Origin of the sequence: Phaeobacter sp. LSS9 (assembly GCF_003443595.1) — a bacterium.
In the GTDB taxonomy this organism is placed as follows: Bacteria; Pseudomonadota; Alphaproteobacteria; order Rhodobacterales; family Rhodobacteraceae; genus Phaeobacter; species Phaeobacter piscinae.
Genome location: NZ_CP031956.1, coordinates 3,194,327 through 3,216,950 on the forward strand (window position 1 = coordinate 3,194,327; position 22,624 = coordinate 3,216,950).

Annotated in this window: 22 protein-coding genes and 1 tRNA gene; 14 read left to right on the forward strand and 9 right to left on the reverse strand. The window is 56.6% G+C overall.

The window, feature by feature from the left end:
* Window positions 1-125 precede the first annotated feature (125 nt).
* From rpsA to trpB, 5 genes are all read left to right on the forward strand, one after another.
* Complete coding sequence (gene rpsA / locus D1820_RS15275; RefSeq protein WP_014873584.1) at window positions 126-1,805, forward strand: 30S ribosomal protein S1; 1,680 nt, start codon at window positions 126-128, stop codon at window positions 1,803-1,805.
* Window positions 1,806-2,138: 333 nt separating this feature from the next.
* Window positions 2,139-2,423: an integration host factor subunit beta gene (gene ihfB / locus D1820_RS15280; protein ID WP_008560927.1), complete on the forward strand. Its 285-nt coding sequence runs from the start codon at window positions 2,139-2,141 to the stop codon at window positions 2,421-2,423.
* The gene (locus D1820_RS15285; protein ID WP_118069632.1) at window positions 2,423-2,773 is read left to right on the forward strand and encodes a lipopolysaccharide assembly protein LapA domain-containing protein; all 351 of its coding nucleotides are present in this window, start codon (window positions 2,423-2,425) and stop codon (window positions 2,771-2,773) included. Before ihfB ends, D1820_RS15285 begins: the two co-directional genes overlap by 1 nt.
* A gap of 7 nt (window positions 2,774-2,780) precedes the next feature.
* A complete protein-coding gene (locus D1820_RS15290) occupies window positions 2,781-3,434 on the forward strand; it encodes a phosphoribosylanthranilate isomerase (protein WP_118069633.1) in 654 nt (217 codons plus the stop codon).
* 155 nt (window positions 3,435-3,589) lie between these two features.
* Window positions 3,590-4,843: a tryptophan synthase subunit beta gene (gene trpB, locus D1820_RS15295; protein ID WP_118069634.1), complete on the forward strand. Its 1,254-nt coding sequence runs from the start codon at window positions 3,590-3,592 to the stop codon at window positions 4,841-4,843.
* Between the two features lie 77 nt (window positions 4,844-4,920).
* Here the strand turns inward: trpB and D1820_RS15300 are convergent, their stop codons facing one another.
* The 7 genes from D1820_RS15300 to D1820_RS15330 form a co-directional block, all read right to left on the reverse strand.
* Window positions 4,921-5,304, reverse strand: coding sequence for a DUF2237 family protein (locus D1820_RS15300; RefSeq protein ID WP_118069635.1), 384 nt, complete (start codon window positions 5,302-5,304; stop codon window positions 4,921-4,923).
* A 9-nt stretch (window positions 5,305-5,313) separates the two neighbouring features.
* Window positions 5,314-6,477: a serine hydrolase gene (locus D1820_RS15305; RefSeq protein ID WP_118069636.1), complete on the reverse strand. Its 1,164-nt coding sequence runs from the start codon at window positions 6,475-6,477 to the stop codon at window positions 5,314-5,316.
* A 77-nt stretch (window positions 6,478-6,554) separates the two neighbouring features.
* Entirely contained in the window at window positions 6,555-7,301 is a 747-nt protein-coding gene (gene pth, locus D1820_RS15310) for an aminoacyl-tRNA hydrolase (RefSeq protein ID WP_118069637.1), read from the reverse strand.
* 198 nt (window positions 7,302-7,499) lie between these two features.
* Entirely contained in the window at window positions 7,500-8,135 is a 636-nt protein-coding gene (locus tag D1820_RS15315) for a 50S ribosomal protein L25/general stress protein Ctc (RefSeq protein WP_118069638.1), read from the reverse strand.
* A gap of 124 nt (window positions 8,136-8,259) precedes the next feature.
* Window positions 8,260-9,426, reverse strand: a complete 1,167-nt coding sequence (locus D1820_RS15320; RefSeq protein WP_102897628.1) for an alpha-hydroxy acid oxidase — start codon at window positions 9,424-9,426, stop codon at window positions 8,260-8,262.
* 136 nt (window positions 9,427-9,562) lie between these two features.
* A complete protein-coding gene (gene trpA, locus D1820_RS15325; protein ID WP_118070246.1) occupies window positions 9,563-10,354 on the reverse strand; it encodes a tryptophan synthase subunit alpha in 792 nt (263 codons plus the stop codon).
* Between the two features lie 112 nt (window positions 10,355-10,466).
* Window positions 10,467-10,979, reverse strand: a complete 513-nt coding sequence (locus D1820_RS15330; RefSeq protein WP_102898272.1) for an acyloxyacyl hydrolase — start codon at window positions 10,977-10,979, stop codon at window positions 10,467-10,469.
* A gap of 296 nt (window positions 10,980-11,275) precedes the next feature.
* Between D1820_RS15330 and ychF the strand changes: the two genes are divergently transcribed.
* The 9 genes from ychF to D1820_RS15380 all read left to right on the forward strand — a co-directional run bounded on the left by ychF (window position 11,276) and on the right by D1820_RS15380 (window position 19,217).
* Entirely contained in the window at window positions 11,276-12,373 is a 1,098-nt protein-coding gene (ychF, locus tag D1820_RS15335) for a redox-regulated ATPase YchF (RefSeq protein ID WP_096870592.1), read from the forward strand.
* Between the two features lie 155 nt (window positions 12,374-12,528).
* Window positions 12,529-13,449 (forward strand): nucleoside hydrolase, encoded by a 921-nt coding sequence (locus D1820_RS15340; RefSeq protein WP_118069639.1) that lies wholly within the window; start codon window positions 12,529-12,531, stop codon window positions 13,447-13,449.
* Between the two features lie 177 nt (window positions 13,450-13,626).
* Window positions 13,627-13,716: transfer RNA gene (locus D1820_RS15345), tRNA-Ser, on the forward strand.
* Window positions 13,717-13,864: 148 nt separating this feature from the next.
* Entirely contained in the window at window positions 13,865-15,034 is a 1,170-nt protein-coding gene (locus D1820_RS15350; RefSeq protein WP_118069640.1) for a site-specific integrase, read from the forward strand.
* Complete coding sequence (locus D1820_RS15355; protein ID WP_118069641.1) at window positions 15,021-15,809, forward strand: hypothetical protein; 789 nt, start codon at window positions 15,021-15,023, stop codon at window positions 15,807-15,809. The genes D1820_RS15350 and D1820_RS15355 overlap by 14 nt, the downstream gene beginning before the upstream one ends.
* A gap of 442 nt (window positions 15,810-16,251) precedes the next feature.
* Window positions 16,252-17,124, forward strand: coding sequence for a helix-turn-helix domain-containing protein (locus D1820_RS15365; protein WP_118069643.1), 873 nt, complete (start codon window positions 16,252-16,254; stop codon window positions 17,122-17,124).
* Between the two features lie 135 nt (window positions 17,125-17,259).
* Window positions 17,260-17,616: a plasmid mobilization relaxosome protein MobC gene (locus D1820_RS15370; protein ID WP_118069644.1), complete on the forward strand. Its 357-nt coding sequence runs from the start codon at window positions 17,260-17,262 to the stop codon at window positions 17,614-17,616.
* The gene (locus D1820_RS15375; protein ID WP_118069645.1) at window positions 17,613-18,992 is read left to right on the forward strand and encodes a relaxase/mobilization nuclease domain-containing protein; all 1,380 of its coding nucleotides are present in this window, start codon (window positions 17,613-17,615) and stop codon (window positions 18,990-18,992) included. Before D1820_RS15370 ends, D1820_RS15375 begins: the two co-directional genes overlap by 4 nt.
* Before the next feature lie 3 nt (window positions 18,993-18,995).
* A complete protein-coding gene (locus D1820_RS15380; RefSeq protein WP_118069646.1) occupies window positions 18,996-19,217 on the forward strand; it encodes a hypothetical protein in 222 nt (73 codons plus the stop codon).
* A gap of 836 nt (window positions 19,218-20,053) precedes the next feature.
* Here D1820_RS15380 and D1820_RS15385 read toward each other — a convergent pair.
* Together D1820_RS15385 and D1820_RS15390 are read right to left on the reverse strand one after the other, a co-directional pair.
* A complete protein-coding gene (locus tag D1820_RS15385) occupies window positions 20,054-21,637 on the reverse strand; it encodes a GMC family oxidoreductase (protein WP_118069647.1) in 1,584 nt (527 codons plus the stop codon).
* 1 nt (window position 21,638) lies between these two features.
* Window positions 21,639-22,619, reverse strand: a complete 981-nt coding sequence (locus tag D1820_RS15390) for an ABC transporter permease (protein ID WP_205521386.1) — start codon at window positions 22,617-22,619, stop codon at window positions 21,639-21,641.
* Window positions 22,620-22,624 lie beyond the last annotated feature (5 nt).

Sequence of the window (22,624 nt, forward strand, 5' to 3'; positions counted from 1 at the left end):
TCGGCCCTTTGTGTTTGTTTGATCAGACCGGCCTGTGCTGCGCCTCATAAGGACCAATCTTCAAGACCGGCGGAAACAACCGCCCGGCCAGATAAAACCGATTTGTAAAGGAAACCTGAGACCACATGGCTCAAGACACATCGATGGAGGAATTCGAAGCCCTCCTGAACGAAAGCTTCGAAATGGACACCCCCGAAGAGGGTTCCGTTGTTAAAGGCAAGGTCATCGCGATCGAAGCGGGCCAGGCCATCATCGACGTCGGCTACAAAATGGAAGGCCGCGTTGAGCTTAAAGAATTCGCAAACCCTGGCGAAGCTCCCGAAATCTCTGTTGGCGACGAAGTAGAAGTCTACCTGCGCGCTGCTGAGAACGCCCGTGGCGAAGCTGTTATCTCCCGTGAGATGGCGCGCCGCGAAGAAGCATGGGATCGCTTGGAAAAAGCATACGCAGACGACCAGCGCGTCGAAGGTGCTATCTTCGGTCGCGTCAAAGGCGGCTTCACTGTCGACCTGGGCGGCGCAGTTGCATTCCTGCCCGGTTCGCAGGTTGACGTTCGCCCCGTGCGCGACGCTGGCCCGCTGATGGGTCTGAAGCAGCCGTTCCAGATCCTGAAGATGGACCGTCGTCGTGGCAACATCGTTGTGTCCCGTCGTGCAATCCTCGAAGAATCCCGCGCCGAACAGCGTGCCGAAGTCATCGGCAACCTGTCCGAAGGTCAGGCAGTGGATGGTGTGGTCAAGAACATCACCGAATACGGTGCGTTTGTTGACCTGGGCGGCGTTGACGGCCTGCTGCACGTCACCGACATGGCATGGCGCCGTGTGAACCACCCCTCCGAGATCCTGTCGATCGGCGAAACCGTCAAGGTTCAGGTCATCAAGATCAACAAAGAGACTCACCGTATCTCCCTCGGCATGAAGCAGCTGCAGGAAGATCCGTGGGATCTGGTTGGCGCCAAATACCCGCTGTCCTCCGTGCACAAGGGTCGCGTCACCAACATCACCGATTACGGTGCATTTGTTGAGCTGGAGCCGGGCGTCGAAGGTCTGGTTCACGTCTCCGAGATGTCCTGGACCAAGAAAAATGTCCACCCGGGCAAAATCGTCTCCACTTCCCAGGAAGTCGACGTCATGGTTCTGGAAATCGACGGTGCCAAGCGCCGCGTGTCCCTGGGCCTCAAGCAGACCATGCGCAACCCGTGGGAAGTGTTTGCAGAAACACACCCCGAGGGCACTCAGGTCGAAGGCGAAGTCAAGAACATCACCGAATTCGGTCTGTTCATCGGCCTCGACGGCGACATCGACGGCATGGTTCACCTCTCCGACCTCTCCTGGGACGAGCGCGGCGAAGACGCGATTCAGAACTACCGCAAAGGCGACATGGTTTCGGCCGTTGTCTCCGAAGTGGACGTCGAGAAAGAGCGTATCTCCCTGTCGATCAAAGCCCTAGGCGGCGACAAGTTCGCTGAAGCCGTTGGCGGCGTGAAGCGTGGGTCCATCGTGACCGTGAACGTCACCGCCATCGAAGAAGGCGGCATCGAAGTGGAATACGAAGGCATGAAGTCCTTCATCCGCCGCTCCGATCTCTCCCGTGACCGTGCCGAACAGCGCCCTGAGCGTTTCTCGGTTGGTGACAAGGTTGACGTGCGCGTGACCAACGTGGACGGCAAGACCCGCCGTCTGGGTCTGTCGATCAAAGCACGCGAAATCGCGGAAGAAAAAGAAGCCGTCGAACAGTATGGCTCCTCCGATTCCGGCGCGTCCCTGGGCGACATTCTGGGTGCCGCGCTGAAAACAGGCGACTGATTTCAGCAGCCAGCCTAGGCTGAAGACTTTGGAACGGTCCTGCCCCTTGGGGTGGGGCCGTTTCTTTTTGTCGCAGGCTGCTCTGCCCTAGCTTGGGAGCGGGCAGGGGCGAAAAATCACTGCGAATCATAAATACAATTGCGACCGCTTGCAGCGGAATTGAGGGGATCCCATCTCGGCTTTGCGGGTCGAAGTCGCCAGAACTCGCCTAATGATAGGCAAACGCTGACTTATTTGCGGGGCAGGCCTGCATCCACTGTTCCCGGTTTGAGGTTTTGTACCTATAGTCGTGGGATAGAAACTGTGCCTAGCTTGGCTTGGGAGGGCCGAGAAATGATCCGCTCGGAATTGATCCAGAAGATTGCAGACGAAAACCCGCACCTGTATCAGCGTGATGTGGAGCGGATCGTGAATACGGTGTTCGAAGAGGTGACCGACGCAATGGCGCGCGGCGACCGTGTGGAGCTGCGGGGCTTTGGTGCCTTCTCAGTGAAACAGCGGGATGCGCGGGTTGGTCGCAATCCCCGCACGGGTGAAACGGTCCATGTTGAGGAAAAACACGTGCCGTTCTTCAAGACAGGTAAACTCTTGAGGGACCGCCTGAACGGAAAAGCCTGATGCGCTATATTCGCTACGCCTATCTTGGGGTGATTGCCATCGCCCTTATTTCTGTCTCATTGGCAAATCGGAGTCTGGTTGAGCTCAAGCTGATGCCGACAGCCTTTGCCGAGTTCTTGGGCTATAATTTCCGCATTGAACTGCCCCTGTTTGTGGTTGTTTTGGGTGGCATCGCTGTTGGCCTGATCATTGGCTTCATCATTGAATGGCTGCGTGAACACAAACATCGTCGTGAGGCAGATCTGAAGGCCCGCGAAGCCAAGAAGCTCTCGCGGGAGGTCAATCGTCTGAAAAAGCAGAAGCACGAGGGCAAAGACGAAGTCCTTGCTATACTCGACGAAGCAAGCTGACGCTCTCATGATGGACATTCGGGTTAAGATTTGCGGGCTGAAAACGCCGCAGGACATCGTCGCCGCGGCTGATGCTGGCGCGGCCTATATCGGCTTCAATTTCTTTGCAAAATCCCCTCGCTCAGTGACCGTAGAGGAAGCCACGGCACTCGCCGTCGAGGCGCCGGTCGGCTTGTGCAAGGTGGCGTTGGTGGTCAATCCGGATGACGCCATGCTGGATGAAATCATCACCGCAGTTCCATTGGATATGATCCAGCTGCACGGGCAGGAGACGCCGGAGCGCGTGGCCGAGGTGAAGGCGCGCTATGGTCTGCCTGTGATGAAAGTGCTGGGGGTCTCCACTCTCGAGGATATTCAAAGGATCGAGGCCTATGAGGCCGTTGCCGATCAGATTCTGGTGGACGCCAAGGCGCCGAAGGGCGCTGTCTTGCCGGGCGGAAATGGCGTTACCTTTGATTGGGGGCTTCTGGCGCGCAAGAAATACTGGCGCACCCCTTGGATGCTGGCCGGTGGGCTGACGCCCGAGAATGTCGCGGAGGCGATCCGCGTCACGGGTGCGCGTCAGGTCGATGTCGCCTCCGGTGCCGAAAGTGCGCCGGGTGTAAAGGATCCTGCCCGCATTCGCGCGTTCTGTGCAGCCGCTGGCGCGCCGCGCCGCTGAAGCGGGCAGATCGGCGTTACACGACTGACCTTACTTACACACCTGACCTTAGCGCCGCGACATTGCGCATCAGACCCTAGAATCCGCTGCACCTCTCTTTACCCGGAGCAGGCCGCGCTATACTCATATCGAGCGCCGCGAAGAAGGAAAGAACCATGGCCGAAGATCTATTCAACAGCTTCATGAACGGTCCCGACGAACAGGGGCGGTTTGGTATTTTTGGTGGGCGGTTCGTCAGCGAGACTTTGATGCCGCTGATCCTCAGCCTGGAAGAGGAATATGATCGCGCCAAGGACGACCCTAGTTTCTGGGCGGAGATGGATGATCTCTGGAAAAACTATGTCGGTCGCCCCAGCCCGCTCTATTTCGCCGAGCGGCTGACCGAGCATCTGGGCGGCGCGAAGATCTATTTGAAACGGGATGAGCTGAACCATACTGGCGCGCATAAGATCAACAACGTGCTTGGGCAGATCCTTCTGGCCCGCCGCATGGGCAAGGATCGGATCATTGCGGAAACCGGCGCTGGCCAGCATGGCGTGGCGACAGCTACGGTTTGCGCCAAGTTCGGCCTGAAATGCGTGGTCTATATGGGCGCGCATGATGTGCAGCGTCAGGCGCCCAATGTGTTCCGCATGCGCCTTCTGGGGGCCGAAGTCATTCCGGTGACCTCTGGCCGTGGTACGCTGAAGGATGCCATGAATGATGCTCTGCGGGATTGGGTGACCAATGTGCACGACACGTTCTATTGCATCGGCACAGTGGCCGGGCCGCATCCCTATCCGGCCATGGTGCGGGATTTCCAGTCGGTGATCGGCAAAGAGGTTCGCTGGCAGCTGGCCGAGCAGGAGGGCGAGGGGCGCCTGCCGGACACCGTAATCGCAGCTATTGGTGGCGGCTCCAATGCGATGGGTCTGTTCTATCCGTTCCTTGACGATAAATCGGTCAATATCATCGGTGTTGAGGCCGGCGGAAAAGGCGTCGATGAAAAGATGCAGCATTGTGCTTCGCTCACTGGAGGGCGTCCCGGCGTGTTGCACGGCAACCGGACCTATCTGTTGCAGGATGATGATGGCCAGATTCTGGAAGGCTTTTCCATCTCTGCCGGGCTTGATTATCCCGGCATCGGCCCGGAGCATGCCTGGTTGAACGACATCGGCCGCGCCGACTACTTGTCCATCACCGACAAGGAAGCGCTGGAGGCGTTCCAGCTGTCTTGCGCTATGGAAGGCATCATTCCGGCGCTTGAGCCGAGCCACGCGCTGGCCCATGTGATGAAGATCGCGCCCGACCTGCCCAAGGACCATATTATCGTGATGAACATGTGTGGTCGTGGCGACAAGGATATCTTTACCGTCGCGCGTCACCTTGGGTTCGATATGTCGGATACCGAAGGTCGCGACAGCGACTGATCCCGGCAGAGCGAAGAAAACAAAAGGCGCCTGGCATCGCGGGCGCCTTTTTTCGTTTCTGGTAACGGGTCACGACCTCAGATCGCATCTCCCGGCAATGCATGGTTTTGCAGCACGCTGAGCGGTACGATCTCCAGCGCGCGTTTATGTGTCGCTGCCAGATTGACCTGCGGCGCGCAGCCCTCGTCGGCGGCTTGCAGGAAGCGTCCAGCGCAGAGGCACCAGCTGTCACCCGCTTTTAGCCCTGCAAAGCCGAATTCAGGTCGTGGGGTGGACAGATCATTGCCGACGTATTTGGAATAAGCCAGGAATTCGTCAGTCATCACCGCGCAGACCGTATGGCTGCCCTGATCCTGCGCGCAGGTGTTGCAATGGCCGTCCCTAAAGAACCCGGTCAAGGGTGTGGTGGAACAGGGGGCCAGTGCCTCCCCGAGTACATTTATGCTGTCGTCCTGATCCATAGGTCTATCCTACAGTGATTTCGCCAATGCGCGCAGCATTTTGACGTTTTCATCCGCAACACCGGGTTTGCGAAATCCCCGATCAGCGCTGGTGACCACAACAACCACGTCACGGCCTTGGTTGATGTAGATATATTGCCCATAGACGCCTCTGGCCAGAAATTCACCCGGAACCGCGTTCTTCGGGATCCACCATTGAAACCCATACCCGATCCGGCCTGCCTTGGTCGGCGCGGATGGGCGGGTCGAGGCCGCGATCCAGGCCTGAGGCACAATCTGTCTGCCGTTGTAGCGGCCGTTCTGGGCGATCATCTGGCCGAAACGCCCGTAGTCGCGTGTGGTTTGATTGATGCCGCCAAGAACAAACGCAACGCCTTCGCCGTCCGTCAGGTAGTAGCCAGCGCGTTCCAACCCTAGATGCCGCAGTACTTTCTCGGACAGCAACTCGGGGACCGGGCGCCCCGTTGCACCACGAATAACCATGCCCAGAACATGGGTGTCGATGGACACATATTGCCAAGTTTCGCCCGGTCCTCCGATTGTTTCCGTCAGGCCTGCGGCGAAATCATCCAACGTCCCACCAAGCGCGAGAGTACGGCCCATCCGGTTGATATCGGAATCGTAGTCCAGATAGTCCTCGTTGAACTTCACGCCGCTGGCCATATTCAGCACGTTGCGGATGCTGGCCGTTTCATAAGCGCTCCCCTTCAGCTCTGGCGCATAGTCGATGACCAAATCATCCAGAGAGCGGATCTTGTCCTCTCGCAGCAGTACGCCGAAGAGTGCGGAGAGATAACTTTTTGCCATCGACCAAGAGATCCGCAAATCATCGGGCCCTGTGCCCTGATAGTAGCTCTCGTGGCGCATCTGGCCGCCTTTCAACACCAGCAGGGAGGTCACTGTGCGGCGGTTGATCCAGTCTTGTGCGCCAGGGGGTAAGGTCATCTCCACCCCGGATTGCAGGGCGCTTACCGCGGCGTCGCCACGATCAAGCGGTGCAGTCAAAAATGCACCGTCCATATTTGAGAAATTGGAAACAATGCGATCTTCGTCAAACAGCGAGTTAACGGCCATCAACCGGCTCAGTTGCTCGCGCTGCCAATAGGCAAGAGCCCCTGCGAAGATCAGTAAGATAATGAGAAAATAAGAAAATAACTTTAAATATCGACGCATAATAATCCTCCTCGGACACGGCTGAGCCTAGCCAGCCGCAGTCCGTACGCGCAAACAGGACGCAACGGAAACTTTGGTTACTTGAACTTGTTTAGAAGCCGCTCAATAGCCGACGGCGGGGTGTCATCGGCGCTCTCAGCAGCGGATGCCTCTGCGGCAAGGCGAGGCGTCTTCTTGGTGCCGGGCTGTGCTGCTTTTTTTGAACTGGTGACAGCTTTACGCTCTTTGCCTTCTGCGCCGGAACCAGAGCTGCGCGGGGGGGCGACGCGCAGCGCCACGGCATTCATGAATTTTCCACCGTCCCCTGCGGCCAGCTGGGCGGCACCGTCGGAGATTCCGCGCATCAGGTCATCGAGCCAGGCTTCATCTGCCTTGGCAAAGTCACGCAATACATAGCCTGCGACAGCGTCCTTGTGACCGGGGTGGCCGATGCCTAAGCGGACGCGGCCATAGTCGGCGCCAATATGCGAATGGATCGACCGCAGCCCGTTGTGACCCGCATGTCCGCCGCCTTGTTTGACCCGGGCTTTGCCCGGTGCCAGGTCCAACTCGTCGTGAAGGACGGTCACATCAGCAGGGGTCAGTTTATAAAACCGCATCGCCTCGCCAACGGATTGGCCGGACAGATTCATGAAGGTCTGCGGTTTCAGCAGCAGCACTTTGGTGCGCCCAAGAACGCCTTCGCTGATCTGTGCCTGAAACTTGGATTTCCACGGCGAGAACCCATGGTCGCTGGCGATCTGATCCAGAGCCATGAAGCCAATATTGTGCCGGTTGCCTGCATATTTTGCACCGGGATTTCCAAGACCAACAAATAGTTTCATGCACACTTCAACGATGTGTTTGGGATGGGGAACTGTCTTATGGCGCTACATCGCGCGTTTCAGGGAAAAAATCCAGACCCTGCATATCATTCTGTGGTGAGCAGGTGGTCGGCGCGACAGGCCCTCGCTCACGTACAGACAAAAAAAGCGAGGCCAAAACCGGCCTCGCTCTCACGTTCCAAACCTTTCGGTCGGAGCTTATTCTTCTGCGGCCGCTTCGGCTTCGGCTTCGTCTTCAGACTCTTCGTTGTCTGCGGACTTGAGGCCCGACGGAGCGGAGATGTTGGCCACAACGAAGTCGCGGTCGATGGTCGGCTTTGCACCTTCAGGCAGCTTGATTGCCGAGATGGTGACGGTGTCGCCAACGTTCAGCCCTGCGAGGTCAACAACCAGCTTCTCAGGGATGTCACCTGCGGTCACAACCAGCTCTACCTCAGGACGTACGGCGGTCAGAACGCCGCCACGCTTGATGCCGGGCGCTTCTTCTTCGTTGATGAACTCAACAGGAACGAAGAGGTTCACCTTCGAGGTGCGACGCAGGCGCATCAGGTCGAAGTGGGTCGGCAGGTCCTTGACAACGTCACGCTGAACGTCGCGGCAGATCACGCGCACGTCTTCCTGACCTTCCACTTTCAGGTTCCACAGAGTGGACTTGAAGCGACCGGCTTTCAGTTTTTTCAGCAGTTCGTTGAAGGGGATCTGGATGGATACGGGATCCGCATCGCCACCAAATACAACACCAGGAACCATGCCAGCACGACGTGCTGCACGAGCGGCGCCCTTGCCCGACCCCGTACGTTCTTGGCAAACAAGATCAGGAATCTGACCAGCCATGATAATTCTCCAATTTGATAATGGGGGTGCCTCCAAGGCTGTCACCCCGCGTGAAGCCGTGCGCATAGACCGGATTGGCCGATATTGCAAGTCGCAAACCGGATCAGGGCTGGCGCGGTGCCAGCTATTCCTGCCAGCGTCCGCCGAAATCTTCCGGTACCAAGAGGTTGTGGCGGCCAAGATCAGCCACGGATTTCTCGCCGCACAAGGCCATGGTGGTGTCCAGCTCCTTATGCAGGACCTCCAGCGCGCGGGTAACCCCCTCCTGGCCCATCGCACCAAGCCCATAGACAAAGGCGCGTCCGATCATGGTGCCCTTGGCCCCCAGTGCCAGCGCTTTCAGCACGTCCTGACCAGAGCGGATACCGCTGTCCAGATGAACCTCAATCTGATCACCAACCGCATCCATGATTGCAGGCAGCATCTGAATTGAGCTGAGCGCGCCGTCGAGTTGGCGGCCACCATGGTTGGACACCACGATGGCATCTGCTCCGAGCTTGGCGGCCATCTTGGCATCTTCGACGTCCAGAATACCCTTCAGGATGACCTTGCCGTCCCAGAGTTCGATGAGCTTGGCGATCTTGCCCCAGTCAAGCGAGGGATCGAACTGTTCTGCAGTCCAGGCGCCAAGTGATGAGGCGTCGGAAATACCCTCCACATGGCCGACGATATTGCCGAAATTGCGCCGTTTGGCGCCTAGCATTTGTAGTCCCCAGGTCCATTTTGTCATCAGATTGGCAATGGTCTTGGGCGTGAGCTTTGGTGGGGCTGAAAGGCCGTTCTTCAGATCCTTGTGGCGTTGGCCGAGGATCTGCAAATCCAGTGTAATCACCAGAGCTGAGCATCGGGCATCCTTGGCCCGCTGGATCAGGCGGCGCACATAATCATCATCCTTCATGGTGTATAACTGGAACCAGAAAGGCTTGGTTGTGGCGTCGGCGACTTCTTCGATCGAATTGATGGACATGGTCGACAGCGTGAAGGGCACGCCAAAGGCTTCAGCCGCGCGCGCGGCTTTGATCTCGCCATCGGCGTGCTGCATGCCCGTCAGACCAACCGGGGCGAGGGCAATGGGCATCGAAACGTCCTGCCCAATCATCTGACTGGCTGTGCTGCGCCCAGCCATATCGACGGCCACACGCTGGCGCAGACGGATTTTTTCAAAGTCGTTGGTGTTGTCGCGAAAGGTCTGCTCGGTCCAGCTGCCACTTTCCGCATAGTCATAGAACATCCGTGGCACGCGGCGTTCGTAGATGCGTTTCAGATCGTTGATATTGGTAATGACCGGCACGGCTTTGTCCCCACCCCTGATTTGGTAATAAATTCTTACCAATTGAGGAGCGAAAGCGCAATCCATGATCTCGACACAGCAAAAAGGCCGCACCAACCCGGCGCGGCCTCAGTAAAGGGTGTTACTGAATAATGACTTAGGCGGAATGCGCGCCATCAGCGAGGGATTTGACGAAGCTGAGGACCTCGCCCACCGGTTTGCCGGCACCGATCTGGCTGACGATGGCCGAGCCGACCACGGCGCCATCTGCAACGGATGCGATGGCTTGTGATTTCTCGGGTGTGTTGATGCCGAAGCCAACGATGACGGGCAGATCTGTCTGTGATTTGATCCGGGCCACTTCGGGGCCGACATTGGTTGCTTCGGCTTCGGCGGCACCGGTGATCCCGGTAATTGAGACGTAATACACAAAGCCAGAGGTGTTTTGCAGCACACGGGGCAGTCGTTTGTCATCTGTGGTCGGGGTCGCCAGGCGAATGAAATTCAGCCCCGCTTCCTGTGCAGGTAAGCAGAGTTCGCTGTCCTCCTCCGGAGGCAGATCCACAACGATCAGCCCATCGATGCCCGCCTCTTTGGCGTCCTTGAGGAAGGTGTCGACGCCGCGGCTGTAGATTGGGTTGTAGTAGCCCATCATGACGATGGGGGTGGTGTTGTCTTCGGCGCGGAAGGCACGCGCCAGCTCCAACGTGCGCTCCAATGTCATGCCAGCTTCGAGCGCGCGCTGACCGGCCAGCTGGATGGTTGGACCATCCGCCATCGGGTCGGTGAAGGGCAGGCCCAGTTCAATCACGTCCACGCCCGCCGCAGGCAGGCCCTTGACCAGTTCAAGCGAGGTGTCGAAGTCAGGATCGCCCGCCATGACATAGGCGACGAAGGCCTTTTTCTCGGCGGCTTTCAATTCGGCGAATTTGGCGTCAATGCGGGTCATGATCGGGCCTTTTAGATGTGTCCGCCCCGGTGTGCCGAATGTTTCGGCGGAAATCAATCCCGTGCGCCTCATTGTCCCCACAGTGCCGCAGAAGATGCCGCTTGTTGACCGGTTAGCCGTTGAACGGGACGTGCCAGCGCAGCAGCAGTGAATTCACCCCCGGATTGATGTCCGCTGTTGACGCGTTGGACTTATGGGTCAGAGCCAGCGACAGCGATTTGCCATTTGCAAACTCCTTGCCGACGGCGATGGCGCTGCGAATTTCAAAGGTGGATCCCAAGTCGTTCAGCCTTACGCTTTCGGCGTAGGCGCCGGGCATCACGCTGGTTTCGACAAACCAGCCACGTTGCAGGTGCCATTTGCCGACTGCGCCAGCACCAATGAACAGATCGCCGGTGGTCTGAACGTCCAGCGCCGCGCCGAAGGACGCATCAAAATTGCCGCGTTGCCAGAACGCATCGTGCTGATATTCAACTGACACCAGCGCACTGTCCTCGGCGCCCTCGCGGGAAAAGCTTGAATAGCCTGCGCCGAATATCCAGTCACCAGCCGTGGCGGGCAGGGCGTTGGCCAGCATCAGGGCGCAGGCGAAGGGGGCTGCTGTAACGAAGGTGCGTAAAGTCATATTCGTAATCTCGTGTTGGTCAGCTTGATTGAAATGATCTGCGAAATCAGGGAAATGTCCACTGCCCAATTGGTCAAATGCATCACGCCCTGTTCAAAGGAACGCGAGTGTCGCCAAATGGTTGCACCTCCTGCTGACTTTTTATGTGCTCTGCATCGGTGCCGACAATCTCAGCGGTGATCATGCAGCGCAGAGGTGCCGGTGGATTGGAGCCAAGGCGTGAGCCGGAGATGCGCGCTTGCGTCACCGCAAAATGCTGCCTAGAAGCACCTCCCAAGTGGCATCAGGAGGCCGAAATGGGCTTTAAAATGGGAATCGTGGGTCTGCCGAACGTCGGCAAGTCGACCCTGTTCAACGCATTGACGAAAACCGCATCGGCGCAGGCGGCGAACTTTCCGTTTTGCACCATCGAACCAAACGTCGGCGAAGTTGGCGTGCCGGACGCCCGGCTGGACAAGCTGGCGGCGATTGCCGGGTCCAAACAGATCATTCCGACCCGGATGACTTTTGTGGATATCGCAGGCCTCGTCAAAGGCGCCTCGCAAGGTGAAGGCCTGGGCAATCAGTTCCTGGCCAATATCCGTGAAACCGATGCTATTGCCCATGTGCTGCGGTGTTTTGAAGACGGTGACGTGACCCATGTGGATGGCCGCGTCGATCCGGTGGCCGATGCTGAGGTGATTGAGACTGAGCTGATGCTCTCTGATCTTGAGAGCATTGAGAAGCGCCGCGCCAATCTGGTGCGCAAGCTGAAGGGCAATGACAAGGAAGCGCAGCAGCAAGATCGCCTTTTGGCGGACGCGCAAGCAATGTTAGAGGAGGGGAAACCCGCCCGTCTGGTTGAGGTCGACGCCGAGGACGCCAAGGCCTGGAAAATGCTGCAGCTGCTGACCACCAAACCAGTGCTCTACGTCTGCAACGTCGGTGAAAGTGAGTCCGTCGAAGGCAATGAATATTCTGCCAAAGTGGCAGAGATGGCGGCCGCCCAGGGCAATTCCCACGTGATTATCTCCGCCCAGATTGAGGAGGAGATCAGCCAGCTTGAGCCGGAAGAAGCGGAGATGTTCCTCGCTGAAATGGGTCTGGCCGAGGCGGGTCTGGATCGCCTGATCCGTGCAGGCTACGAGCTATTGCATCTGGAAACCTACTTCACCGTCGGCCCCAAGGAGGCCCGCGCCTGGACGATCCGCACAGGTACCGCGGCACCGCAGGCGGCAGGCGTCATCCATGGCGATTTCGAGAAGGGCTTCATCCGGGCAGAAACCATCGCCTATGAGGACTTCATCGCCCACAACGGTGAGCAAGGCGCCAAAGAGGCGGGCAAAATGCGCGCCGAAGGGAAGGGCTATGTCGTGAAGGACGGCGACGTTCTGCACTTCCTGTTCAACACCTGATCACTTGCAGAATATAGACAACGTTCAATGCCCGTCTTCTAGCGAAGGCGGGTACTTTCTTGATAGAGTTGTCCCCTATTCCTGAAAGTGGCAGGCTTGAGTTATCGCTAACGAAGATGCTAAACCCCCACGATTAATCAGTCGGAAGGATAAAAATGACAAAGCTGATCATCGACACGGATCCCGGTATCGACGATGCCATGGCGATTTTCTACGCAGCGGCAGCGCCTGACATTGATCTACTGGGGCTCACCACGATCTTTGGCAATGTGACCACCAAAACTGCGACCCGCAACGCGCTGCGTCTGCTGGAAGCCGCTGGTCTGGACCTGCCCGTTGCGCATGGCGCGGAGACTCCGTTGGTCTTGCCGCCCTTCACGCCATCGGCTCATGTGCACGGTGCCGAGGGCTTTGGTGATATCCCGGCCAAGACGCCCAAAGGAGAGGCGCTGGACGAAGACGCGGCTGATTTCCTGATCCGCATGGCGCGTGAACATAAGGGTGAGCTGGTGGTTTGCCCGATTGGTCCTTTGACCAACATCGCCCACGCGATCCAGCGCGACGCTGAGTTCGCAAAGAACGTGAAACGTATCGTCATCATGGGCGGCTCGCTTGAGGAGGGTGGCAATATCACTCCGCATGCAGAGGCCAATATCTATCATGATCCCCATGCGGCTGACGTCGTCTTTGGCTCCGGTGCGACGGTTGAAATGGTGGGCCTTGATGTGACCCACCGTATCCTGTGCACCAAAGAAGATTTCTCCGCTATTGCGGCGACATCACCGGAACTGGGTGGCATGCTGCAGGAAATGTCAGTCTTCTATCTGCATTTCTACGAAACGGTTGGAAAGTTCGACGGCTGCTCGCTGCATGATCCGGCGGCGGTCATCGCCTGTACCCATCCGGAGTTGTTCACCGCACGTGCTGTGGCAATGGAAGTGTCCTGCGAGGGCGAGACATCGGGCGAAACCCGCCTTGCCTCTGACAGCGCCCGCCAGCCCATCGATGTCTACATGGGTGTTGACGCAGACGCTGTGAAATCTCTCTTCCTGAAGCGGCTCGCCATCCTGCCGTAAGCTGCGCGAGCGGCCCTCCGCAGATCATTGCAAACAGAGTAATATATCGCCCTGCCGCATCACATCGCGGCGGGGCGATCTTGGTTTTGGATCTCCGACTGAACGCGCGGAAATTTTTTCCCAAAAAGCGCATTTCGCCCTTGTTCTCAGCTTGGTTGCGCTGATAGACGGGTCAGCGGAGACGTGGCCGAGTGGTCGAAGGCGCTCCCCTGCTAAGGGAGTAGGCCCGGAAGGGTCTCGAGGGTTCGAATCCCTTCGTCTCCGCCACCCACCATTTTCATTCAATTCTGTTGGCACTCATTCAACCCTTTATGGGGCTGTTTTTGTTGACCTATCTGAATTCGTTGTTGCCATTGAACTTTCTTCGATTAATCTCGTTTCTGTTCATTGCGTGGTATGAAGTGTGGTATTTATTATGGCCCTGCATAGCGGAAAGCTGACTAAGAATCTGGTTCGAACGCTCGGCGCTGGGAGGCATGGCGACGGAAACGGCCTTTATCTTGTGGTCGATCCGTCTGGAGCGCGCAGGTGGATTGTGCGCGTCACCGTGAAAGGCCAGCGTAATCGCGAAGGTAAACCGTTGCGCACAGACTTCGGCTTGGGCGGAGCTGATGTAGTGACCCTGAACGAAGCGCGTGACCGAGCTCTAGAATATCGACGGCTTGCAAAGCAGGGCATCAACCCGCGCTACAACGGGCGACAGGAGATACCTTGCTTCGAAGAGATTGCGCGGCAAGTTCACATTGAACGCTTGCCGACGTGGAAGAATCCTAAACACGGCCAGCAGTGGATCAATACTCTAGCCGACTATGCATTCCCCAAAATAGGCCGCCTGCCTGTTTCTGAGATCGGTCAACCCGAAGTCCTGCAAGTGCTATTGCCAGTCTGGACTGAGAAACATGAAACTGCAAAGCGGCTTGCGCAGCGGATAAAGGCCGTTCTAGACGTGGCGAAGTCAAAGGGCCTTCGTGACGGTGAAAATCCCGTGACTACGATCCGCGATGCTCGTGTTCTGCCGCAAGTTAAGCAGAAGGTGCAACACCACAAAGCCATGCACTGGAAAGATGCTCCCGCTTTCTATGCGGAACTTGCGACGAAAGACGCGATGGCCGCAAAGGCGCTCATGTTTACCTGCCTCACAGCCAGCCGAACAAGCGAAGTGCTTCATGCTCGCTGGGAAGAGTTTGATTTTGACCAACAGCTTTGGGTTGTTCCGGCTGATCGGATGAAAGCGGATCAAGAACACCGCGTCCCCTTAACGCCTGAGATGTTGGAAATCATTGAACCACTAAAAGCCCTTCGGTCTGACGTCGTTTTTGAAGGTCAAAAGCGCCACAAACCAATGAGCAACATGGCCATGCTGATGCTGCTTCGCCGAATGAAGGTGGAGGGCATTACGGTTCATGGTTTTCGCTCGACGTTTCGGGATTGGGCTGCCGAGCAGCCGGATGTTTCCCGCGAGGTGGCTGAGCTGAGTTTAGCCCATAAGGTGGGGTCGGACGTCGAGCGCGCCTATGCGCGGTCAGACTTGTTGGGAAAGCGGCGAAAGTTGATGGAAAGGTGGTGTGAGTATGTTGCCTCGTGAGATCTGGGATGATGGACGCAAAACAAAACTCCCCGCCCTGCGACACGGTGCGTCCAACTACGACTACATCATGTATCGTGCTGCCTACGAGATAACGCATTGCCTGGAAAAATGGCTGAAGGCACCGATGGACTACAATCAGACGTTTTTGCCAGCGGCTTTGATGCTGAACCAGTTTGAAGGCCCGGTTTGGATGCATCGCGATCAAGGTCAAGAAATCGGTGACATCCGCAAAGTAATCAAAGAGACGCGTAGAGCCAAACAATTGGTCAAAGCGGTCATTCACCTCGAACAGGCCGGGGAAGAAAACGCATCAAAAGTTGAACTGGATCGCGCACTGTACCGGATGAAGGCTCTCCCGCCACCCATCTCGCTTTGGGTCGAAAACGCCGCCTGTGAGGCACCTTCGGAATGGATGGAACTATTGGAACACATCCATGCTCTGTTCTCTGAATACGCCAAAGAGCGCAGGGGCAATTCTGGGCATCAACGGGCGCGCACCGTGGCGATTGTCGTGCGCGCACTGTTTGAAGTTTACTCTGACAAGCCTATTTCACTTGGCATTACTGAGCAGGTTCCCGAGGGTGATTTTGGTAAATGCCTGCAAGAGGTTTTTTCACAAGCGGGCATTCCGGTCAACTTTTACCGCTACGCAAGAGAAGCCCGAGCGCTTGAACGGGATGACTACCAACTGAAAAAGTACGTAGATGTGCTCCAAACGCACCGTCCTGAGGAACCTCCAGCGCCTAAGGGGCCCATAATCTACGAAGTTTGACAGACCATTCGACAGCGGCGTTGTCGTCAATTTGAATACGGCTCGTCGTGGGTTCTTAATAAGAACGCGTGGCCGCGAATTTTGAAAAAATTGTATTGTCGGTTTTGCGAGAGGATGCGTCCTCTTTCGTTCTTGTTCGATTTCACACCAACATATTGGGAGAAGTCGGATGTCATCCACTGATGTCGAAGTATTCGATCCAAAAAAGAATCTATGATGATTCTGACCCGGAATTGAACATCATCGCAGGCAAGTCAAAACGCGCTCAATGGAGGCATCGACGCATTGGCCCTGCATTCATCAAATTCGGGAGGCGTGTAAAATATGCAGGCGCGGACCTGAACGCCTGGATCGAGCAAAATCGTGTTTTACCAACGGGTTCTGGCTCTCATGTTTGAACCCGATTTCCAATGGCGCATAAACACGATCAGGGTTGATTGAAATGAGTTGGGAAGTCGCCAAGCTCTGTTCCGAAAGGAAATTCGGCAGTCCTGTCCGAAAGCAGATCATAATGTTCTTGGCCGACAAGGCCAGCGACGATGGGTCGGGAATTTGGTGCTCTAAAGGCACAATTCACAGGCACACTGAGCTGGGTGAAAGCACGGTCAAGCGCGCAGTAAACGAGCTGGTTCAAGAAGGTATCTTGATCGAAACTGGGCAGCATCGACGATGTAAGCACGGCTATACCGTCGTCTATCATTTGAATCTATCAATCGTCCAAACGCTGGAATTGATCTCAGAGCCAGCAGAAAAGATCGAATATCCTACGGGGTCCAGAGCGGACGGGGTTCACATTGAACCAGGAACCGGGCCCAGAGCGGACGGGGAACCGGGTCCAGAGCGGACCCCAAACAATCCTAAAACCATCCCCAAACCACCTACGCGCGCGAATGCATCTGAAGGTGAGGACACGGATTTCGACGCGGCTTGGTCTGCTTACCCTGCAGATCGGCTGCGCAACAAAGCGTCATGTCACCAAGAGTTTCTGCGCGGTGTTGAGGCTGGCGTAACGGCTGAAGAATTGATCGAGGCGGTAGGATCATACGCGTCTGAAACGGCGGGCTACACGCGCTCGAAAGTCTGTTTTTCGGACAATTGGTTTCGTGAGCGACGCTGGCAGCGATATGTCGAAGAAGCGCGCAAAGCACAAATTGAGAAGAGTGAGCGCGAAGTAGCATATTTGGTTCAGCTTGCTGAGAGCGTGAAAGCCTGCGACTGGATGTGTGCACATATCTCAATCGCACAAGCGGGCAAGCTCCTGTTGCGCGGATTGGTGTCTGAAGATGATTTGCGGCTGGCTGGGGTAGCATATTGATGGCTTGTTTGTGCTACTCGATGGCAGGAGCAAGGTTACGCATGTGGCTACGCCACGTGCACCTTGGAAGGGAATGGGCAAGCCCTTTCCCCTTCACCCCAAGCCCGGCGCACGAGTGCGCTGAAGGTGGCTGTCATGGTTAGATGTGATGCCAAGAAACGCCCCAAACGTGAGTGTGTCCTGCGCGTCCGTTGCAGCGAAGAGGAGCGCGAAAGCTGGCTTCATAAGGCGCGAGCCGAGGAACGCTCGCTTTCTGACTACGCCCGTCATCTGTTGTCCAACGAACCAATGCGGCGGCGGGCGCGTCCCCCCGAGGTCGATCCTTCGCTGTTGGCGGCGGTCGGGCGTGTGGGCAGCAATCTCAACCAGATTTCGCGCGCGCTGAACACTGACCGCAAGGCCGGTCGTGCCCTTGACCTGATCGCAATTCGTACGCTGCTTGTAACGCTTGATCGCCAGCTTGCTGACATCATCGCGGAGCATTCCCGATGATGGTTCGCTTCTTTGATCACGGCGATGGATCGGGCGCTGCAGCAGTGGATTATCTGCTTGCTGAAGAGGTCGCCGCTTACACCGAAGATCGTAAGCGTCTACCCGATCAAACCGTTAGGCGGCAGGTGTTGCCAGAACTGATCTACGGTGATCCCAACCTGACCTGCCACCTGATCGACAGCAACACCCGCAAATGGAGGTACACGTCCGGCGTGGTGGCGTTCCATGCGGATGATGATCCCTCGGATAGCCAGCAGGCGGCAGTCATGTTGGATTTTGAGAAAGCCGCCTTCGCAGGATTGGAGGTGGATCAGGCGAATATCCTGTGGGTCCGCCATCAGCATATGGGCAATGTCGAGCTGCACTTCCTGATCCCGCGCGTTGAGCTTTACGGTAACCGCTCATTCAATCCCGCCCCACCCGGTTCAGAACCCTATTTCAACGCCTTCCGAGACTTTTGGAATGCACGTGAAGGCTGGGTCAGTCCGGAAGAGCCGCGACGAAAACGGATGGTCAAACCGGTTTTTGACCTCGATGACCGGAAACAAATCAAAGAAGCCATCCAGACCCTGATCGCCCAGAAAATCGAAGCGGGTGAAATCCGCAACCACGCTGATATTCGTGCTGGCCTGGGCGAATTGGACGACTTCGAATTCAAACCCCTGACCGAAAAACAAATCGAAAAACGCCTCAAGGCCGATGCCCTTGAGGCCAAGGGCGGCAAACCCAGACGACGCGACACCCGGATCACCATGCGTGTGGCCGGCATGTCAGGCAGCCAGCACACATTCCGACTGGAGGATCGCATATTCCATGAAGACTGGACCGCAGATGAATACTTTGCTGCAAACCTGCAAGCGAAGATCGAGAACCAATCCCAGGAAACCGAAGAGCAGACGAAGCAGATGTTGCACGACTTCGAGCTGCATTTGACGCAAGCGTTGAACGCCGCGCAGCGAAAAATCGCGCAAGATTTGGAAAATCTAGAAAAGCTGAGCGCCCAAATCCACAGGCGGACAGCGGCGCAAATCGAGGATCAGGCGGAGAAAATACGGGAGGCAATGAGCGACCTGGACGCGAGCCGGACCGAGTGGCGGACGGTCACCTGGAAGACGATGTTGCCGACCTATCTGGTGGGGGTCTTGCTGACCTCATGGATACTTTTGATGGCTGTGCAGCTAACGTTTCCGACACCAGAAACATCCTCCCCGCAGATCAACCTGGCGACATTCGGGCTGGAGGGGACGAGGGTATCCCGTGGCCTTGGCGGCCTCGGGCGAGTCCTGAGCCTTCCGGAGGGCGTCGAGATCGCCGATTGTCCGATTCCCAATCCCGGCGGCGGAACGATCTGTATCGAAACGCGCATGACGAGGTAAATCATGAGCCATCCCCAACTGACGCCCTTCGAGACCGCACTCTTGCGCGCTGTCGAAGAACTGAACACCACCTTCGAAGCTGGTTTGAAGAACGCCAGCGCTTCGCCGACCGACTTCGCGAATTTGAGGCGCGAATTCAGTCAGTTCGCCGACGAGTTAGAGGCGCGCTTGAACGCTTTGCAGAAGCAGCAGGACGAATTACGGCAGATGTTGGGGAGTGGATGAGCAATCGTTTTGGCCAACAAACTCAGAAACTGGAAAAGAGGCCAAAGAACACGGTCGCACCCGCCCGTGTTTCATCAGGCCCAGGATTGTGACTGAATCTATTGAGCATCGCGCTTGAAATGAAAACAGTTGACATTTGTTCCCTTTGCAGAGAGAGGCGGGAACGAGCCCACTCCGTGAATTCGATTTTCGCGCTGCATGCGCACCAGCACGAATTCTTCTGCATCGGTAAAATTTTTCGCTCTACAGCGCGGCTCCAAAACCGGTCACCGGAGATAGCCGCAGCATTCATCCGGAAACAAGTTTACACATCGCGGGACTTCGCCGCCTTTTTTTCACGCCGTCATCGCTGGCGCGGCAATTGCTCGCAGGTGCGGCGCTCGTCGCCAGACCGGGCATTGAACGGCTTGACATTGGCCCGATCCAGGACCGAACTTTCGCCGCAATCCTTTCCGACTACTTGGTCGCGAGACGATACAGTAATTCGTTGCAGATGCGCCAATGGCAGCTTACCGAAGTCGAGAACTGTCAAAAACTGTGGTTCTTGCAAGTGACAAGAACGCATGAGTTTTGAGCCGGACCTACCTTCCAACGCAACGGATTGGCTTTGCCAGATTAACCCGGTTTGAGACGGGCGGAGCAGGAAAGTAGCGTTCAACCATGCCCAAGAAGTCCCCACTTCGCTGCTTGAAGATCAACCCGAAGTCATCCGCTTGGCCGTGATGCTGTACGTCCGGTTTCCGTTCTCAACCATTTCGACCAGGATCGCAGCCACTCAAAACGCCGCCTAGATGAAAGTGCCAGGCTTCGCCCGATGTGACGGGATCGGGCGGCCCTCAGAGTTGCCGGGTGGCGAATTGTGCTACGGCGTAAACAGACATGCAGGTATTGCCGCTGACAGGCCCCGGGAATACGGATGCGTCAATGACACGAAGGCCCGAAGTTCCGATGACCGAGAAGTGCTCGTCAACAACAGCCTGTGGGTCGGTTTTCTGGCCGAGAACACATGTGCCCATGGGGTGATAAACCGTCTTGGTAAACTTCCGAAGGTGGTCGGTAAGCTGTTCGTCGGTCTGGCAGGCGGCACCTGGCAGGGCTTCCGATTTGATCATGGTTTTAAGCGGTTCCCGCTGCATGATTTCGCGCATTTTCTTTAGCCCACGGATCATCGTGTCCATATCGTAGCTGTCCGACAGGAACCCTGTGCGAATGCTGGGCAAATCTTCGGGGTTTGCTGATGCCAGACCAACGAACCCCCGGGACTTGGGCCGCAGGATACAGGCGTTCAGAGTGAGGCCATAGGATTCCTCGATATTTGTAGCGTCTTTGTCCAGATAGATGCCGGGGACGGCAAAAATCTGCATATCGGGTCGGTCAACCTTGGGGGACGACTTGAAAAAGCCGCCCGCTTCGACACCGTTTGAAGCCGCTGGGCCGGTTTTGAAGGCAAGGTATTGAACCCCCGCCAGCATACTCTTGATGCCGCGATCCATGCCGAAATAGCCAAGCTTGTCGTGGGTATATGCTGCGATAGGGGCTTCGCAGTGATCGATCAGATTTGCGCCGACATTGGCGTTGTCATGGACAACATCAATTCCATGGCTCTGCAAAGCCTTTGCCGGACCGATTCCTGACAACATCAGGATTTTAGGAGACGCGATGGCCCCGGCCGAAAGGATGACCTCTTTGCTGCATTTGATGCTTTGCGATCGACCTGCTTGCGAAACACGCACGCCCACCGCCTTTTTCCCCTCAAATTCAATACGTTCAACCAGTGAGCTGTGCATGATGGTCAGACGTTTGTCGTTTTTGAGCGGACGGATGAAGGCATCCACCGCGCTCCAGCGGCGCGATTGGGTCGTATTCGTCTGGTAAAAGCCCACACCTTCGGGATCGCCGGAATTAAAGTCCGGATTGTATGGCAAACCTGCCCCCTGGGCCGATGCGACATAGGCATGCGAAAGGGTATCCACCGTGATCTGGTTCGAAACATGCAAGGGGCCGGAAACCCCGTGCCCTTCGCCACCAAATGTGTTGTTGGCTTCCAGTTCGCTATAGATGTCCCAGAAGGTTTCGCCATTCAGGTCGTTGATACCGGTCGATGTCCCCCAGTCATCAAAGTCCTGCTTTTGCCCTCGAATATGAACCATTGCGTTCACCGAAGAGCCGCCACCCATGACTTTGGCGTTTTGCATTCTGGGGCCACGATCGCCTAGCTGGGGTTCATCCTCGGCGCGATAGTCCCAGTAGTGCTTGTTCTTGACATAGAATTTGAGAAAGCCAGCGGGTATGCGAAACAGGGGGCCTTTGTCTTCGGGTCCGGCCTCGATCAACAAAACACGTGCGTCGCGCTTCGTGACCAGATGGTTGGCGATCAAACACCCGGCAGGCCCTGCGCCCACGATAATGTAGTCATACATGTTAACTGCGCTTTCTTGTGTTAACGCTTGCGACAATGGACGCCGCAAAGATCACGAGACCTTGCACAATGAGTTTCGAAGGCTCGTCAAATTTCAGCGCTGTCATGAGGTTGAAAATGTAGGCAAGCGCATAGGCCGCGAGGATTGCGCCTAAGATGCTCTTGCGCCCACGTCCAAAAGTGATGCCCCCCAGAATGACGCCCGCGATAGAGGTCATCACAACGTCGGTGCCGATCTTGACCGATCCCATTCCAATAAACCCGGCCAGAAGAATGCCGCCCAGCCCGGCAAAGCCCGCAGCCATCACATGTGTAACAAACAGGGTTTTGGCGACCGGAATTCCGGACAGTCCAGCAGCATTGGTGTTTGAGCCGATCACGCGGACAAACCGACCATAGACACTCCTGCGCAGGAACAACTCAAGAAGCAGGGCCAGTGATATCCAGATCATCGCGGCAATCGGAAAGAAACCAACCTTGCCGACCCCCAGCCATCGTACAAAATCACCCGCAGACCCGGGTGGGCGGCCAGAGCTGAGCAATAACACGACGCCAACCAGGATGGCCCCCATAGCAAGGGTGACGACGACGGATGACGCGCGCAATACTGCGATGAAAAAGCCGTTCACGCAGCCAACAAGCATCGCCGCGATTACCGTAAGGATCAACGCAAAGAAGTCCGGTACACCTGACAATAAAGTGCTGGTGACGAGGTAATTCATCAGGATGAACACGCCGCCGACGGACAGGTCGATGGAATTGGCCCGCATAACAAGCAATTGCGCGCAGATCACCAGCCCGATGGGTGCCGCCTGACGCAGAATGACCATTTGAAACGGCAGCTTTGTCAGGATCGGAACAATCGCAATAGAAACCGCCACCAGGCAGGCGACAACGTAAATCGAGGGTGGCAATTGCAGCAGCCCCACCCCGATTTTTGCAATCGGGTTATTGCCGCGCACCTGGTTTGTAGTGTTCGTCATGGTCA

What these genes read in the sequence shown, in the direction of transcription:
- rpsA (WP_014873584.1), top strand. Translation starts at nt 126, where the DNA reads ATGGCTCAAGACACATCGATGGAGGAATTCGAAGCCCTCCTGAACGAA.
- ihfB (WP_008560927.1), top strand. Translation starts at nt 2,139, where the DNA reads ATGATCCGCTCGGAATTGATCCAGAAGATTGCAGACGAAAACCCGCAC.
- D1820_RS15285 (WP_118069632.1), top strand. Translation starts at nt 2,423, where the DNA reads ATGCGCTATATTCGCTACGCCTATCTTGGGGTGATTGCCATCGCCCTT.
- D1820_RS15290 (WP_118069633.1), top strand. Translation starts at nt 2,781, where the DNA reads ATGATGGACATTCGGGTTAAGATTTGCGGGCTGAAAACGCCGCAGGAC.
- trpB (WP_118069634.1), top strand. Translation starts at nt 3,590, where the DNA reads ATGGCCGAAGATCTATTCAACAGCTTCATGAACGGTCCCGACGAACAG.
- D1820_RS15300 (WP_118069635.1), bottom strand. Translation starts at nt 5,304, where the DNA reads ATGGATCAGGACGACAGCATAAATGTACTCGGGGAGGCACTGGCCCCC.
- D1820_RS15305 (WP_118069636.1), bottom strand. Translation starts at nt 6,477, where the DNA reads ATGCGTCGATATTTAAAGTTATTTTCTTATTTTCTCATTATCTTACTG.
- pth (WP_118069637.1), bottom strand. Translation starts at nt 7,301, where the DNA reads ATGAAACTATTTGTTGGTCTTGGAAATCCCGGTGCAAAATATGCAGGC.
- D1820_RS15315 (WP_118069638.1), bottom strand. Translation starts at nt 8,135, where the DNA reads ATGGCTGGTCAGATTCCTGATCTTGTTTGCCAAGAACGTACGGGGTCG.
- trpA (WP_118070246.1), bottom strand. Translation starts at nt 10,354, where the DNA reads ATGACCCGCATTGACGCCAAATTCGCCGAATTGAAAGCCGCCGAGAAA.
- D1820_RS15330 (WP_102898272.1), bottom strand. Translation starts at nt 10,979, where the DNA reads ATGACTTTACGCACCTTCGTTACAGCAGCCCCCTTCGCCTGCGCCCTG.
- ychF (WP_096870592.1), top strand. Translation starts at nt 11,276, where the DNA reads ATGGGCTTTAAAATGGGAATCGTGGGTCTGCCGAACGTCGGCAAGTCG.
- D1820_RS15340 (WP_118069639.1), top strand. Translation starts at nt 12,529, where the DNA reads ATGACAAAGCTGATCATCGACACGGATCCCGGTATCGACGATGCCATG.
- D1820_RS15350 (WP_118069640.1), top strand. Translation starts at nt 13,865, where the DNA reads ATGGCCCTGCATAGCGGAAAGCTGACTAAGAATCTGGTTCGAACGCTC.
- D1820_RS15355 (WP_118069641.1), top strand. Translation starts at nt 15,021, where the DNA reads ATGTTGCCTCGTGAGATCTGGGATGATGGACGCAAAACAAAACTCCCC.
- D1820_RS15365 (WP_118069643.1), top strand. Translation starts at nt 16,252, where the DNA reads ATGAGTTGGGAAGTCGCCAAGCTCTGTTCCGAAAGGAAATTCGGCAGT.
- D1820_RS15370 (WP_118069644.1), top strand. Translation starts at nt 17,260, where the DNA reads ATGGTTAGATGTGATGCCAAGAAACGCCCCAAACGTGAGTGTGTCCTG.
- D1820_RS15375 (WP_118069645.1), top strand. Translation starts at nt 17,613, where the DNA reads ATGATGGTTCGCTTCTTTGATCACGGCGATGGATCGGGCGCTGCAGCA.
- D1820_RS15380 (WP_118069646.1), top strand. Translation starts at nt 18,996, where the DNA reads ATGAGCCATCCCCAACTGACGCCCTTCGAGACCGCACTCTTGCGCGCT.
- D1820_RS15385 (WP_118069647.1), bottom strand. Translation starts at nt 21,637, where the DNA reads ATGTATGACTACATTATCGTGGGCGCAGGGCCTGCCGGGTGTTTGATC.
- D1820_RS15390 (WP_205521386.1), bottom strand. Translation starts at nt 22,619, where the DNA reads ATGACGAACACTACAAACCAGGTGCGCGGCAATAACCCGATTGCAAAA.